At 72.8% G+C, this 12,810-nt stretch carries 13 protein-coding genes; 5 read left to right on the top strand and 8 right to left on the bottom strand.

The annotated features are described in order from the left end of the window. Positions 1–261: 261 nt before the first annotated feature. The 3 genes from ACFZAT_RS30275 to ACFZAT_RS30265 form a co-directional block, all read right to left on the bottom strand. Positions 262–1,794 carry a PTS transporter subunit EIIC gene (locus ACFZAT_RS30275; protein WP_391268700.1) on the bottom strand — a complete coding sequence of 511 codons (1,533 nt, stop codon included), beginning with the start codon at positions 1,792–1,794 and terminating at the stop codon, positions 262–264. A gap of 69 nt (positions 1,795–1,863) precedes the next feature. Continuing rightward, positions 1,864–2,820, bottom strand: coding sequence for an N-acetylmuramic acid 6-phosphate etherase (gene murQ, locus ACFZAT_RS30270; RefSeq protein WP_391268699.1), 957 nt, complete (start codon positions 2,818–2,820; stop codon positions 1,864–1,866). 77 nt (positions 2,821–2,897) lie between these two features. Further along, positions 2,898–3,818: an SIS domain-containing protein gene (locus ACFZAT_RS30265; RefSeq protein WP_391268698.1), complete on the bottom strand. Its 921-nt coding sequence runs from the start codon at positions 3,816–3,818 to the stop codon at positions 2,898–2,900. A gap of 98 nt (positions 3,819–3,916) precedes the next feature. Here ACFZAT_RS30265 and ACFZAT_RS30260 point away from each other — a divergent pair, with 98 nt between their 5' ends. After that, on the top strand, positions 3,917–4,309 hold the full coding sequence (locus ACFZAT_RS30260; RefSeq protein ID WP_391268697.1) for a hypothetical protein: 393 nt from the start codon (positions 3,917–3,919) through the stop codon (positions 4,307–4,309). A 4-nt stretch (positions 4,310–4,313) separates the two neighbouring features. Further along, complete coding sequence (locus ACFZAT_RS30255) at positions 4,314–4,583, top strand: DUF4031 domain-containing protein (RefSeq protein WP_391268696.1); 270 nt, start codon at positions 4,314–4,316, stop codon at positions 4,581–4,583. Positions 4,584–4,605: 22 nt separating this feature from the next. On the opposite strand, the gene ACFZAT_RS30250 is transcribed toward ACFZAT_RS30255, so the two are convergent. Together ACFZAT_RS30250 and ACFZAT_RS30245 are read right to left on the bottom strand one after the other, a co-directional pair. Further along, entirely contained in the window at positions 4,606–5,838 is a 1,233-nt protein-coding gene (locus ACFZAT_RS30250) for a Cmx/CmrA family chloramphenicol efflux MFS transporter (protein ID WP_391268695.1), read from the bottom strand. A 144-nt stretch (positions 5,839–5,982) separates the two neighbouring features. Then, positions 5,983–6,642 (bottom strand): hypothetical protein, encoded by a 660-nt coding sequence (locus tag ACFZAT_RS30245; protein ID WP_391268694.1) that lies wholly within the window; start codon positions 6,640–6,642, stop codon positions 5,983–5,985. Positions 6,643–6,725: 83 nt separating this feature from the next. Here ACFZAT_RS30245 and ACFZAT_RS30240 point away from each other — a divergent pair, with 83 nt between their 5' ends. Continuing rightward, complete coding sequence (locus ACFZAT_RS30240) at positions 6,726–7,382, top strand: maleylpyruvate isomerase family mycothiol-dependent enzyme (RefSeq protein WP_391268693.1); 657 nt, start codon at positions 6,726–6,728, stop codon at positions 7,380–7,382. A 19-nt stretch (positions 7,383–7,401) separates the two neighbouring features. Here the strand turns inward: ACFZAT_RS30240 and ACFZAT_RS30235 are convergent, their stop codons facing one another. Further along, positions 7,402–7,950: a hypothetical protein gene (locus ACFZAT_RS30235; protein WP_391268692.1), complete on the bottom strand. Its 549-nt coding sequence runs from the start codon at positions 7,948–7,950 to the stop codon at positions 7,402–7,404. Beyond that, positions 7,947–8,498, bottom strand: coding sequence for a hypothetical protein (locus tag ACFZAT_RS30230; RefSeq protein WP_391268691.1), 552 nt, complete (start codon positions 8,496–8,498; stop codon positions 7,947–7,949). The genes ACFZAT_RS30235 and ACFZAT_RS30230 overlap by 4 nt, the downstream gene beginning before the upstream one ends. Positions 8,499–8,695: 197 nt before the next feature. On the opposite strand from ACFZAT_RS30230, the gene ACFZAT_RS30225 reads away from it, so the two are divergent. Beyond that, positions 8,696–9,310, top strand: coding sequence for a GNAT family N-acetyltransferase (locus ACFZAT_RS30225; protein ID WP_391268690.1), 615 nt, complete (start codon positions 8,696–8,698; stop codon positions 9,308–9,310). Between the two features lie 61 nt (positions 9,311–9,371). Here ACFZAT_RS30225 and ACFZAT_RS30220 read toward each other — a convergent pair whose 3' ends face one another. After that, positions 9,372–11,624, bottom strand: a complete 2,253-nt coding sequence (locus ACFZAT_RS30220) for a heavy metal translocating P-type ATPase (protein ID WP_391268833.1) — start codon at positions 11,622–11,624, stop codon at positions 9,372–9,374. Positions 11,625–11,944: 320 nt separating this feature from the next. On the opposite strand from ACFZAT_RS30220, the gene ACFZAT_RS30215 reads away from it, so the two are divergent. Next, positions 11,945–12,634 (top strand): copper homeostasis protein CutC, encoded by a 690-nt coding sequence (locus tag ACFZAT_RS30215; protein ID WP_391268689.1) that lies wholly within the window; start codon positions 11,945–11,947, stop codon positions 12,632–12,634. Positions 12,635–12,810: the final 176 nt, after the last annotated feature.

Genomic DNA, 12,810 nt, shown 5'->3' with positions numbered 1-12,810 from the left:
AGCGGCCGGGTGTAGCGGAAGGCAATGTCCCCCCAGGGATTCTCCGCGCATGGGTGTCACCAGCGGGACGGGAGTGATTCAGGCTTGAATCAGCTGGTGTTCACATCGACCCGTGCCGGCTCCCAATGGAGGGGGCGACTTCCGGCCATCCATGGTGCAATTTTTCGGCCATGCCCCTCGGTGGCGGCAAGTCGTGAGCCGTGACGACGGAGCGGCGGCACCCCTTGGTGAAGGGTGCCGCCGCTCCGTTCTGCGTGTGTCTCAGACCGCCGCCGGCGCCTTCGCCGTTTCGGAAGGCGTGGCCGGGGCCGGAGTCGCCGCCGGGGCGGCGGCCTCCTCCTGGCTCACGTTGAACTCCGCCAGGAGTTCCTTGCTGAAGCCGAAGAAGTACGTCGCCAGGAAGCCCGCGAGGTAGCCGACGACGAGGCCGCCCGCGTAGATCGCGATCGTGGCGCCCAGTCCGTGGTTGCCGTCCAGGAGGGGGAACAGGGCCCAGCCGGACGGGCCGATCGCCGTCGAGCCGACCGCGTCGCCCAGCTGGTTGAAGAAGCCGACGAACGCGCCGCCGAACGCGCCGCCCACGCAGGCCGTGATGAACGGGCGGCCGAGCGGGAGCGAGACGCCGTAGATCAGGGGTTCGCCGACGCCGAGGAAACCGGCGGGCAGGGCGGACTTGATGGTCTTGCGGATCGACTCGTTGCGCGGGAGGCGGAAGTACGTGGCGATGGCCGCGCCGACCTGGCCGGCACCGGCCATGGCGAGGATCGGGAGCAGGACCGTGTAGCCCTGCTGCTCGATCAGCGTGGTGTGGATCGGGATCAGCGCCTGGTGCAGACCCAGCATGACGAGCGGGAGGAAGAAGCCGCCCAGGATCAGGCCCGCGCCCGCGCCGCCGTTGGAGAGCAGCCAGTCGGCGAAGTCGCCGATCGCGGTGGAGACCTCACCGGCCACGTACATCAGGCCGAAGATCGTGACCAGGCCGGAGATGAGGACCGTCAGCGTCGGCGTGACCAGCACGTCCAGCGCCTCCGGCACCCAGCGGCGGCACCACTTCTCCACGTACACCGCGAGGACCGCCGCGCCGAGGGCGCCGAGGACGCCGCCCTGGCCGGGGGAGAGCTTCTGGCCGAACGCCTCGATGTTCGCGACGCCCGGGAAGACGATGATCGCCGCGACCGCACCGCCCAGGATCGGCGTGCCGCCGAACTCCTTCGCGGTGTTGTAGCCGACGAAGACCGCGATCAGGGCCATGAAGCCGGAGGCCATCGCGGCGAGCGCGGGGGTGACCGACGGCAGCCATTCGAGGTTGACCAGCAGGCCGTTGAGCCCGGCGATGATGCCGCAGCCGATCAGGGCCGGGATCAGCGGCACGAAGATGTTGGCGATCTTGCGCAGGAACAGCTTGAACGGCGTCGCGTTCTTCGCCTTGCGGGCGGCCCTCATCTCGGCGCCCTGCGCGGCCAGCTCCTCCGCCGTGAGCGGGGCGGCGTCGGCCGGGGCCGGGGCGGAGGCGGGAGCCGGGGCCACCGCCCTGCCCTCCTCGACCAGCTTCTCGAACTCCGGCGTGACGCGGGCGACCGTACCGGGACCGAGGACGATCTGGTACGTGTCGTCCTCGACCACGCCCATGACCGCGGGGACGGCCTTCAGCGCGTCGTCCTGGACGAGCGAACGGTCGTGCAGACCGAGCCGGAGCCGGGTCATGCAGTGGGCGATGGAGCTGACGTTCGCGGCGCCACCGACGAGCGGAAGGATCGCGGCGGCAGTGGCGCGGTTCTTGTCTTCTGTAGCCATGGTGCGTGGTGCCTTGCTGTGCGGGGGACGGTGGTGCGGTGGGCCTGTCCGCCGGACAGGCCCCCTAGGTCAGGTGGTGCGGGGGGCGGCGGCGAGCGCGGCGCGGAGGTGGCCGTCCGACTCGGTCAGGAGGGTGGCGGCCGTGGGGCCGTCGACCTGGCCGAGGATCGTCAGGATGGCGTTCTTCACCTCGCCGTCCGTGGCGGCGAGTGCCGCCTCGATCTCCTCGTCGGACGCGCCCGTGGCCAGCGCGACGATGCGCCGGGAGCGGGCCCGCAGCTTCTCGTTGGAAGCACGCACGTCGACCATGAGGTTCCCGTACGTCTTGCCGAGGCGGATCATCGTGATGGTCGAGATCATGTTGAGCACGAGCTTCTGCGCCGTGCCCGCCTTGAGCCGGGTGGAGCCGGTCAGCAGCTCCGGGCCGACGACGACCTCGATCGGGTGCTCGGCGGCGGCGCCCAGCGCGGAGTCCGCGTTGCACGACAGGCCGAGGGTCAGGGCGCCCTTCGCGCGGGCGTGCTCCACGGCCCCGATCGCGTACGGCGTGCGGCCCGAGGCGGAGATGCCGACCACCGTGTCGTCGGCGGTGAGCTCCAGCGCCTCCAGGTCGGCGGCGGCCAGCTCCTTGCTGTCCTCCGCGCCCTCGACGGCGGTGACCATGGCGGACGGGCCGCCCGCGATCAGGCCGATGACGTCGGCCGGGTCGGTGTTGAAGGTGGGCGGGCACTCGCTGGCGTCCAGCACGCCCAGCCGGCCCGCGGTGCCCGCGCCCGCGTAGATCAGCCGGCCGCCGCGGGCCATGCGCTCGGCGGTGGCGTCGATCGCGGCGGCGATCTCGGGCAGGCGCTCGGCGACGGCGGACGGGACCGTCTGGTCCTCGCCGTTCATGATCCGGGCGATGTCCGCGGTGGCCAGCCGGTCGATCTCGGCGAGCTCGGGGCGGAACGCCTCGGTAGTGAGGGTCGCGAGCTCGGCGCGCAGCTTGCCGTAGCCGTCGGGGGTGGCGTCGGTCAGGGAGGTCATGGAGGGCGGCTCAGCTTTCTCGTACGGCGTGCGGATGCGGGGGGCGGGTGCGCTGCCGGAGGGCGTCCGGGTGACGGTCAGCGGGTGTGGCGCGGGGTGTGGCGGTGGGCCAGCGCCTCGTAGGAGGCGGCGAGGGCCGGGGCGGCCGTCTCGTACGTACGCTGGGCGACGCCTATGAACAGGCAGTCCACGACCAGGAGCTGGCTGGTGCGGCTCGACATCGCGGCCGGGCGCAGCTCGCTCTCGCGCGCGGTGGACGTCGTCAGCACGTGGTCCGCGTACTGCGTGACGGGGCCGTCGGGGCGGCCGGTGATCGCGACCGTCGTCGCGCCCCGGTCGAAGGCGACGCGCAGCGGCTCTATGACGTCGCCCGTCGAGCCGGAGTGCGTGATCGCGATGGCCATGTCGCCGGAGCGGAGCTGCACGGCGTTGGTCACCGCGAGGTGCGGGTCCGTGTGGGAGTGGGCGATGAGGCCGATCCGGGACAGCTTCTGGGCCAGGTCCTGGCCGACGAGGGAGGACGCGCCCACGCCGTAGATGTCGATCCGGCGCGCGGTGGCGGCGGCGGCGACCGCGGCGCCCAGCTGCACCGTGTCGAGCCCGGCGGCGGTGTCGGCGAGGGTCTGCTGCTCGTCATAGGCCAGCTTGGCGACCACGTCGGCGATGGGGTCGTCCACCGCTATGTCCGCGGTGACGGCGGGGGCGCGGCCGGACTCCTGGTGGGCGGCGAGACCGGCGAGTGCGAGGCGCAGGTCGCGGTAGCCCGGGTAGCCCAGGAGGCGGGCGGTGCGGACCACCGTCGCCTCGCTGGTGCCCGTCAGCTCGGCGAGACCGGTGACCGTCAGGGCGGCGCAGCCCGCCGGGTCGCCGGCGACGGCCTCGGCGACGCGCTGCATCGAGCGGGTCATGGACGGCGACAGCGTCCGCACCTTGGCGGCGAGGGCCGCCGGGGCCGGCGGCGAGTCCGTACTGAAACTTTCCTTCAGGTCATTGGTCACCTTTGAAAGATATTTTCAAGTCCGGGGTGCGTCAACCCTCTTTGGTGTGACCTTTGGCAGAAGCCGTTGACGCCGCCGTACGGGTGGACAATGGCTGCATGGAGCAGAATCCGCCGGAGTCCGACCGGCCCGACCGCCTGGAGCAGGCGCTGCACACCGCCCGCGCGCTCGTCATGGCCGATCTCGCCGCCGGAGACGTCGCCGAGGCGCAGATCGTGTCCCTGGTCGAGGACGCCGTGACGCACCGCCGGTGGTGGGTGGAGCAGTGGCCGGAGGGCGCGGAGTTCGTCACCGGCCTCGTCGCCCAGGACGTCCAGGACGCGCTCCTTGAGCGGTATGGCCGCTGGCCTCTCTGCCCGGTCTGCGACGCGGGCGACCCGCACGCGCTGGACGTCGAGCCGGAGCTCGGGCCGCACCCGCACTGGGTCTGCACCAAGGCCGCGGTGGCGGTCGCGCCGGTCGGCGCGCTCAGCGGCATACTCCGGCGGTGAGGCGATGACGCTCTACATCGACCCGCCGACCTGGCCCGGACACGGGCGGCTCTGGTCGCACCTGGTCAGCGATGTGTCCTTCGAGGAACTGCACGCCTTCGCCGCGTCCATCGGCGCCCCGGAGCGGGCGTTCGAGCGCGACCACTACGACATCCCGGCCACGCGGTACGCGGACGCGGTGCGGGCCGGGGCGCGGGAGATCGGCTCGAAGGAGCTGGTCCGGCGGCTGACCGAAGCGGGGCTGCGGCGGCCGAAGGGGCGCCCGGCGCCCTGACCGCCCGCCTGTCCCCTCGGGCTCAGCCCGTCGCGCACTCCGTCGACTCCACCGGCGCGCCCTTGGGCGCCCCCGCCCCCTGAGCCACCAGCCGCGAGGCCGCCGAGCCGCGCGCCCGCTGGAGCCGCAGCGAGGCCACCACGGCCACCAGCGCCGCCACGGTCATCGCCGCCCCGGCCCAGGCCGTCGCCTCGAAGCCGAAGTCCGCGTCGATCACCGTGCCGCCGAGCCACGGGCCGCCCGTGTTGCCCAGGTTGAACGCGGCGGTCGTCGTCGCCCCCGCCAGCGTCGGCGCGGCACCCGCCACGTTGAACATCCGGGCGTTGAGCGCGGGCGCGGTGTAGAACGCCGACAGGCCCAGCAGGAACGACAGCGTGATCACGGCCGCCTGGTTCGACGCGAACAGCGCCAGCGCCCCCAGGAACACCGTGGACGCCGCGATGCCGCTCAGCAGCACCCCGAAGAGGTGCGCGTCGGCGACCCGGCCGCCGATCGTCGTACCGACCAGGGCGCCCACGCCGAACAGCGCGAGCACGGTCGGCACCCAGCCGGAGTCCAGGCCGGCGACGTCCGTCAGCAGCGGCGCGAGGTAGCTGAACGCGCAGAACACGCCGCCCGCGGCGAGCGCGGTGATCACGATCGACAGCCACACCTGACGGTCGCGGTAGATGCCCATCTCCCGCTTGAGCTGTGGCTTCTCGTCCGGCAGCGGGATGCGCGGGATCAGCGTCGTCACGCCGACCAGGGCCACCGCCGAGGCCGCGCCGACCGCCCAGAACGCGGACCGCCAGCCCAGGTTCTCGCCGAGGAACGCGCCCAGCGGGACGCCCAGCACATTCGCGATCGACAGCCCGCCGATCATCACCGCCATGGCGCGCGCCCGTGCGTTCACCGGCACCATCGCGATGGCGACGGCCGCCCCGACGGCCCAGAAACCGGCGCACGCGAACGCGCTGACCACGCGGGACGCGAACAGCACCTCGTACGTCGGCGCCAGCGCACCCGCGACCTGGCCGAGGCCGAAGACCGAGATCAGCGCGATGAGCGTCGTGCGGCGCGGCAGCCGCAGTGTCGCCACGGCGAGCAGCGGGGCGCCGACCACCATGCCGATCGCGAACGCGGATATGAGGAGTCCGGCGCGCGGAATCGACACGTCCATGTCGTCCGCGATCGGGGGCAGCAGCCCGGAGAGCATGAACTCGCTCGTGCCCAGGGCGAAGACCGAGAGGCCGAGGATGTATACGGCCAGAGGCATACGGGAAGAGGTGCGCACGGCGGAGTCAGGCATGACAGGTGGCAACAGCGGAAACGTTCCTGACATTCCCCGGGCGACATTCCCCGGACGGCATTCCCCGGGCGACATTCCCCGGGCGCGCGTCGGCCGTTTCCGGTCAGGAGGTCAGTGCGTGAGCAGTTCCAGCTCCGTCAGGAGGTTCTGCCGCGCCTTCGGCTCCCACTCCGTCATCCCGTACGGCGTACGGAACAACTGCGGCAGTCCCAGGAGCTGCCGCAGCACCGCCGCCCGGCCCTCCCGGAACGCCTCGTCCGGCACGAAGCCGTACTCCTCGCGCACCTGCGCCGCGTACTCCCCGTACTCCTTCGGCGGCGCCGCGAGGATCGCCAGGTCCGCGTCGCACAGCACCTCGCCGTTGGTGTCGCCGGCGGCCGGGTCGTGCGTGACGGTGAGCCGGACGAGCCGGGCTACCTCCCCGGTCACCGCGTCCGGCACCCCGGCCTCCGGGAGCGCCCGCTCGGCGAGCACCGCGCTGCGCTCCTCGTTCTCCGACCGGTCGGGCCGGTACACCGCGTCATGGAACCAGGCCGCCAGCCGTACGGCGTCCGCGTCGGCGGCGTGCCCGGCGAGCGTGTCGATCCGGTCCAGGACCGCCGCGAGGTGGGCGGTCGTGTGGTACTTGCGCTGCGGCTCGGCCCAGCGGGCGAGCAGATTCTCGGCGTACGGAAGCGGATCGGGGCCGTCCACCCCACCCCGGGCGGCGACGAGGGCGTCGTGCCAGCGGGTGCGGAGGGCTTCCTCGTACTGCGCGCGGTCGTCCGTCATGCGTACGAGGGTAGGCCCGGCGGGACGCCGCGGCGCGGGCCCGCCCCAAGTCGCCTTTACGAAGCGGGCGTTATGTTGTGGCCATGGCTGACGAACGTGATCCGGAACTGCCCGGTCTTCTGCTGCGCACCGAGCGGGACGTCTTCGTGCCGCTGCTGCGAGAGGCGGGAGACGGCGACTTCGAGTTGCGCACCGCCTGCCCCGGCTGGACGGTGCGGGACGTGCTCGCGCACTGCGGGGCCGCGCTGACGCGGGTGGTGGAGGGCAGGTTCGAGCCGGGGGTGTTCAGCCCCGAGGCCAACGACCGGGACATCGCCGAGCGGGCCGACTGGACGAACACGCGCGTCGTGGACGAGCTGGAGCGCGGGATGACCGAGGCGGGCGCGGTCATCGCGGCGGCCGGCGGGGCGATGGACGGGATCGCGCTCGGCGAGTGGGTGCACGCGGGGGACGTGCGGGAGGCGTTCGGCGCCGAGGGGGCCTATGCGGGCCCCGGGCTCGCCCCCGCCCTGGACCTCCTCGCGGTGGTGTCCCGGAAGCGGAGCCCGGTCCCGCTCACCGCCCGGCTGACCGGTGCGGGCGGGGAGCTGCGGCTCGGCCCCGAGGACGGCGGGCGTGAGCGGGGCCGGTACGCCGGGGACGGGGCGACGCTGATCCGGTTGTACGCCGGCCGGCCGCTGACCGGCACGCGGTACGAGCTGGCCGGCGCGCGGGAGGGCGAGCTGAACCTCTTCGGCTGAAACGCGGCGCGCCCGCCGCTCAGCCCGTGGCGGGCAGGCCGAAGTGGTCGGCGATGATCCGCAGGGTCACGGCACCGTCCGCGTTGAACCCGGGCTCGGTCTCGTAACGCGGGGTCTCCCGGCCGACGATTCCGGCGGCCAGCAACTCGCGTACGAGCAGGTCGCCGGAGCGGCGGGACTCGCGGCGGGCGCCGATGTTGAAGTACGTGGTCTCGAAGCCGCGCCTGCTGTGGAGGAACTGGAGCGGGTGCGCCTCGCAGTGCGGGACCATGAGGTTCTGCCCGTACGGGCACTCGCAGGCCGGGGTGGAGGCCAGGAACACGGTCTCCACGGGATTGGGGCGGCCGAAGCGTTCCTCGTAACGGAATCCGGTGAGGAAACCCGCCTGGGTCGCGACGTCGCCGCCCTTGTAGGTGGCCGCGTCGTGCGTCAGCCAGGCCCAGCCGTCGGATGCGCCCTGCGTACGGGCGGGGAGGCCGAGGTCCGTGTAGATCCCGCTCAGGGCGGGAAGGTCGAGGCCCCTGGCGTATGTGACGAAGGTGTCCGGTGCGATGAAGGGTGCGGTCATGCCGACGCCACCTCCTGGGCCAGCGGCGGCGAGGGGAGGCCGAAGCAGGCGGCTATCGCGCGCATGATCCGCTCCTCCTTGTCGGAGTCGTGCTCGTCGCAGTCGTGGCTCGGATCGGTCTCCCAGGCGAGGCATTCCGCGTCGGGGCCTATGAGGTTCGCCGCGAGCAGTTCGGCGGACATGTAGTCGGGGTTGTCGCCGACGCGCTGTTCCACGTTCTCGAAGCTGAAGTGGACCATCCATTTCCCGTCGCGCAGATACGTGAAGTCCGGCCCGTGCGCCTTGGCGCTGCACGGCTCGGTCACGAGGACCGCGATCTCGCCGCCGGACGCGCAGAGGCGGGTGTAGTCGATGTTGTCGTAGTCCTCGGTCTCCCAGTTGGCCATGTCATGGACCGCCCATGCCCAACCCCCTGCCTCCCCCTCGGCAAGCGCCTCGCGATTCTGCTCCCGCAGCCCTGCCACGAGCGCGGACCGGGACACCCCCCGGGCGAACACGAGGTTGACCTCGTGGTCCGGGAACACGCACGAACTGTCGATCAAAGTCATGCGGTGAGCGTAGGCGGGGGGACTGACAACGGGGGGTGAGGCAGGATGCGTTCGGGCGGGGCGGGGCGGGGCTTCGGCTCGGGGGGTTGAGGTTGTGGGGTCGTGCGGCGGGCTTATTCGGGCGACACGGGGGGCGGGCTCTGGGAACGTACGCACGGGCTCGGGCCCGTTTATTCGTGACTGTGGATGGGGGAGCTGTGGCTTTCGTGCTGGTGGGGCCGGTTCTGGAAGGTTCTCGGGTGCGGCTCGAACCGCTCGAACACCGGCACGCGGAGGGGCTGTTGCGGGCCGGGCAGGAGAACCGGGACTCGTACGGGTTCACCTGGGTGCCCGGGCCCGGGGAGGTGGAGGGGTACATCGACGCCCAGCTGGGGCGCGCCGCTGCGGGGAAGCTGGCCCCCTACGTGCAGGTGGACCGGGGGTCCGGGCGGGTCGTCGGGGCGACGGCCTTCTGGGAGCCGCGCTGCTGGATGGACGACGGCAGTCTCACCGCCATCGAGGTCGGCTTCACCTGGCTCGCCGCGTCCGCGCAGGGCACCGGGGTGAACACCGAGTCCAAGTACCTGCTCTTCCGCCACGCGTTCGAGGAGTGGGGCGTCTCGCGCGTGGACCTCAAGACCGATGCCCGCAACCAGCGTTCGCGGGCCGCGATCCAGTCCGTGGGCGCCACCTTCGAGGGCGTCCTGCGGAACTGGTCCCCGTCGTGGGTGCCGGGTGAGGAGGGGCGGTTGCGGGATTCGGCGATCTTCTCCATTACGGGGGAGGAGTGGCCGGGGGTGCGGGGGCGCCTGGAGGCGCGGATGGGGGCGTAGGCGGCTCCCCGGGCACCCCGGACTCCTGGTGCGCCCCCCCACCGGGGCAACGGTTCCGTCCTCAAACGCCGGACGGGCTGGGGGTGTCGGACGGGCTGGGGCTGTCGGTCGGGCTGTACGTGCCCCGGAACCTCCGCAGGCGCAAGGAGTTGCCGACCACGAAGACCGAGGAGAAGGCCATCGCCGCGCCCGCGATCATCGGGTTCAGCAGGCCCGCCGCGGCCAGCGGGAGCGCCGCCACGTTGTACGCGAAGGCCCAGAACAGGTTCGTCCGGATCGTGCTCAGGGTCCGGCGCGCCAGGCGGATCGCGTCCGGGGCCGCGCGGAGGTCGCCGCGGACCAGGGTCAGGTCGCCCGCCTCGATCGCCGCGTCCGTGCCCGTGCCCATCGCCAGGCCCAGGTCGGCCTGGGCCAGCGCTGCGGCGTCGTTCACACCGTCGCCGACCATCGCCACCGAGCGGCCCTCCGCCTGGAGGCGCTTGACGACGTCCACCTTGTCCTGCGGCATGACCTCCGCGTACACCTCGCCGATCCCGACCTCGGCCGCGACCGACTCCGCCACCGCCCGGTTGTCGCCGGTCAGCAGGATGGGGGTCAGGCCCAGGCGGCGCAGGCGGGTGATCGCCTCCGCGCTGGTGTCCTTCACCGCGTCGGCCACCTCGAACACCGCGCGCGCCTCGCCGTCCCAGGCGACCGCGATCGCCGTGCGGCCCGCGGCCTCCGCCTCGGCCTTGCGGGCGGCCAGGTCCGCCGGGAGGCGTATCTCCCACTCCGCGAGGAGCTGCTCACGGCCGACGAGGACCGCGTGACCTTCGACCACGCCCTGCACGCCCAGGCCGGGGACGTTCGCGAAGTCCTCCGGAGAGGGAAGCGCGGCGCCGGTGCGTTCCGCGGCACCGGTCGCCACCGCCTGGGCGATGGGGTGTTCGGAGGCGTGTTCCAGGGCTCCGGCGAGGCGCAGGGCGTCCGACTCGGTGGTTCCGGGGGCCGTGTGGACGGTCTGGAGGGTCATGCGGCCCGTGGTGACCGTGCCCGTCTTGTCGAGGACGATCGTGTCGACCCGGCGGGTGGATTCCAGGACTTCGGGGCCCTTGATGAGGATGCCGAGCTGGGCGCCGCGCCCGGTGCCGACCATGAGGGCGGTGGGGGTGGCGAGGCCGAGGGCGCAGGGGCAGGCGATGATCAGGACCGCCACCGCCGCCGTGAACGCGGCCGTGATCCCCGCGCCGTCCGCCAGCCAGAAGCCCAGCGTGCCCAGGGCGAGGGCGATGACCACGGGGACGAACACCGCCGAGATCCGGTCCGCGAGCCGCTGCGCCGCCGCCTTGCCGTTCTGCGCGTCCTCGACGAGCTTCGCCATCCGGGCGAGCTGCGTGTCCGCGCCGACGCGGGTCGCCTCGACCACGAGGCGGCCGCCCGCGTTGAGCGTCGCGCCGGTCACCGTGTCGCCGACGCCGACCTCGACCGGGACGGACTCGCCGGTGAGCATGGACGCGTCCACGGCCGAGGTGCCCTCGACCACGGTGCCGTCCGTGGCGATCTTCTCGCCGGGGCGCACGAGGAAGCGGTCGCCGACGTGGAGGTCCGCCGTGTCCACGGTCACCTCGCGGCCGTCGCGCAGGACGGTGACCTCCTTCGCGCCCAGTTCGAGGAGCGCCTTCAGCGCGGCGCCCGCCTTCCGCTTCGACCGTGCCTCGAAGTAACGCCCGGCCAGGATGAACGCGGTGACGCCGGCCGCCGCCTCCAGATAGATGTTCCCCGCGCCGTCGCTGCGGCCGATGGTCAGCTCGAAGGGGTGCGTCATGCCGGTCATCCCGGCGGTGCCGAAGAACAGCGCCCACAGCGACCACAGGAACGCGGCGGACGTGCCGAGCGAGATCAGCGTGTCCATCGTCGCCGCGCCATGCCGCGCGTTCGTCCACGCGGCCCGGTGGAACGGCCAGCCCGCGTACGTGACGACGGGGGCGGTGAGGGTGAGGGCCAGCCACTGCCAGTTGTCGAACTGGAGCGCCGGGATCATCGACATCGCGACCACCGGCACGGCGAGCAGCACGGCCGTGACGAGTCGCTGCCGCAGGGGGTCGGCCTCCGGCGGGGCGGGTGTCGCCGCCTCCTCCGCCGTACGTGCCGGGGGTGCGGGTTCGTGCGCGGTGTAGCCGGTCCTCTCGACCGTGGCCACGAGGTCCTGTACGGAGGCGGCGGCGCCGTCGTAGGTGACGTGTGCCTTCTCCGTGGCGTAGTTCACGGTGGCCGTGACGCCGTCCATCCGGTTGAGCTTCTTCTCGATGCGGGCCGCGCAGGAGGCGCAGGTCATGCCGCCGATGGCCAGCTCGACCTCGGCCGTTGCGGGGTGTGCGGTGTGCGCTGACACGGGCCCTCCTCGTGGTCCCTGGGCACCCCGTCGTGGGTACCCCCTGGGGGTATCTGTCTCTGATCCCATGTATACCCCCACCCCCTATGTCGAAGCAAGGGTGATCCTCGGCGGGTGCGCGGGCCGCGCCGGTCGCTCGCCCGTCGGCCGTTCGGGCTCGCGTATCTTCACGTTCACGGTCAGGGCTGCGCCGTCGGCCTACCGCCCCGTAGGCTGGGCCATTGGACTAGACCTGTAGCTGCTTCCTGGAGGATTGGGATCCCATGAGCAACCGTGCAGTCCTGGAGGTGATCGCTCTCGACGCGGAGGACGCGGTCGCTGCCCAGGCGGGTGGTGCGGACCGGCTTGAGCTGGTCACCGACATGGCGGCGGACGGCCTCACCCCGTCCTGTGCGACCTTCGCGGCGATCCGCGCCGCGGTGGACATTCCGCTTCGGGTGATGCTCAGGGTCGCGGACGGCTTCGCGGCCGGTGACGTCGAGATACTCGTACGCAAGGCGCGGGAGCTGCGGGCGGAGGGGGCGGACGAGTTCGTCCTCGGCTTCCTGGACTCCGACGGGAACCCGGACCTGGTCGCGGTCGAACGGCTCGTCGCCGTGCTGGACGGCTGCCGGTGGACGTTCCACCGGGCGATCGACCGGGCGGCGGACCGGGACGCGCTGCGCAAGTCGCTGGCGGATCTGCCGGGGCTGGACACGTATCTGACGGCCGGGGCGGCGGCGGGCGTGGACGCCGGGATACCTACGTTGGTGGCTGAGGCGGGGCGGGCGGGGGAGCCCGGGTACGAGCCGCGGATTCTTGTGGGGGGCGGGCTTCGGCTGGAACACCTTCCGGCGCTCCTGGAAGCGGGGATCGACGCCGTGCACATCGGTGGTGCGGCGCGGCCGGGGGGCTGGGGTGGGCCGGTTTCCGCGGGTGCGGTGCGGGAGTGGCGGGCGGTGCTCGACCGCTAGGGGGTGTGGTGCCTCTGGGCGCGCCCGTCGCGCGGCGTTGCTGCGGGGCGCTGCCCCCGGATCCCTGCTCCTCAAGCGCCGGAGGGGCTGGGGTTGTTGGCGGCACCCGGTTCGGCCCCCGCGCGCGGGTGGTGGTGTCGGGGGCGCTGCCCCCGGGCCCCCGCTCCTCAAGCGCC

The organism is Streptomyces sp. NPDC008163, from assembly GCF_042956885.1.
Lineage (GTDB): Bacteria > Actinomycetota > Actinomycetes > Streptomycetales > Streptomycetaceae > Streptomyces > Streptomyces drozdowiczii_A.
Note: the sequence above shows the minus strand (reverse complement) of the source record. Positions and strands in the feature narration are given on the sequence as shown.

Bases quoted from the DNA above. Each gene is read 5' to 3' on its own strand.
- ACFZAT_RS30255 (WP_391268696.1), top strand. From the start codon at position 4,314: ATGACGCTCTACATCGACCCGCCGACCTGGCCCGGACACGGGCGGCTC.
- ACFZAT_RS30250 (WP_391268695.1), bottom strand. From the start codon at position 5,838: ATGCCTCTGGCCGTATACATCCTCGGCCTCTCGGTCTTCGCCCTGGGC.
- ACFZAT_RS30220 (WP_391268833.1), bottom strand. From the start codon at position 11,624: ATGACCTGCGCCTCCTGCGCGGCCCGCATCGAGAAGAAGCTCAACCGG.
- ACFZAT_RS30245 (WP_391268694.1), bottom strand. From the start codon at position 6,642: ATGACGGACGACCGCGCGCAGTACGAGGAAGCCCTCCGCACCCGCTGG.
- ACFZAT_RS30275 (WP_391268700.1), bottom strand. From the start codon at position 1,794: ATGGCTACAGAAGACAAGAACCGCGCCACTGCCGCCGCGATCCTTCCG.
- ACFZAT_RS30260 (WP_391268697.1), top strand. From the start codon at position 3,917: ATGGAGCAGAATCCGCCGGAGTCCGACCGGCCCGACCGCCTGGAGCAG.
- ACFZAT_RS30215 (WP_391268689.1), top strand. From the start codon at position 11,945: ATGAGCAACCGTGCAGTCCTGGAGGTGATCGCTCTCGACGCGGAGGAC.
- murQ (WP_391268699.1), bottom strand. From the start codon at position 2,820: ATGACCTCCCTGACCGACGCCACCCCCGACGGCTACGGCAAGCTGCGC.
- ACFZAT_RS30235 (WP_391268692.1), bottom strand. From the start codon at position 7,950: ATGACCGCACCCTTCATCGCACCGGACACCTTCGTCACATACGCCAGG.
- ACFZAT_RS30230 (WP_391268691.1), bottom strand. From the start codon at position 8,498: ATGACTTTGATCGACAGTTCGTGCGTGTTCCCGGACCACGAGGTCAAC.
- ACFZAT_RS30240 (WP_391268693.1), top strand. From the start codon at position 6,726: ATGGCTGACGAACGTGATCCGGAACTGCCCGGTCTTCTGCTGCGCACC.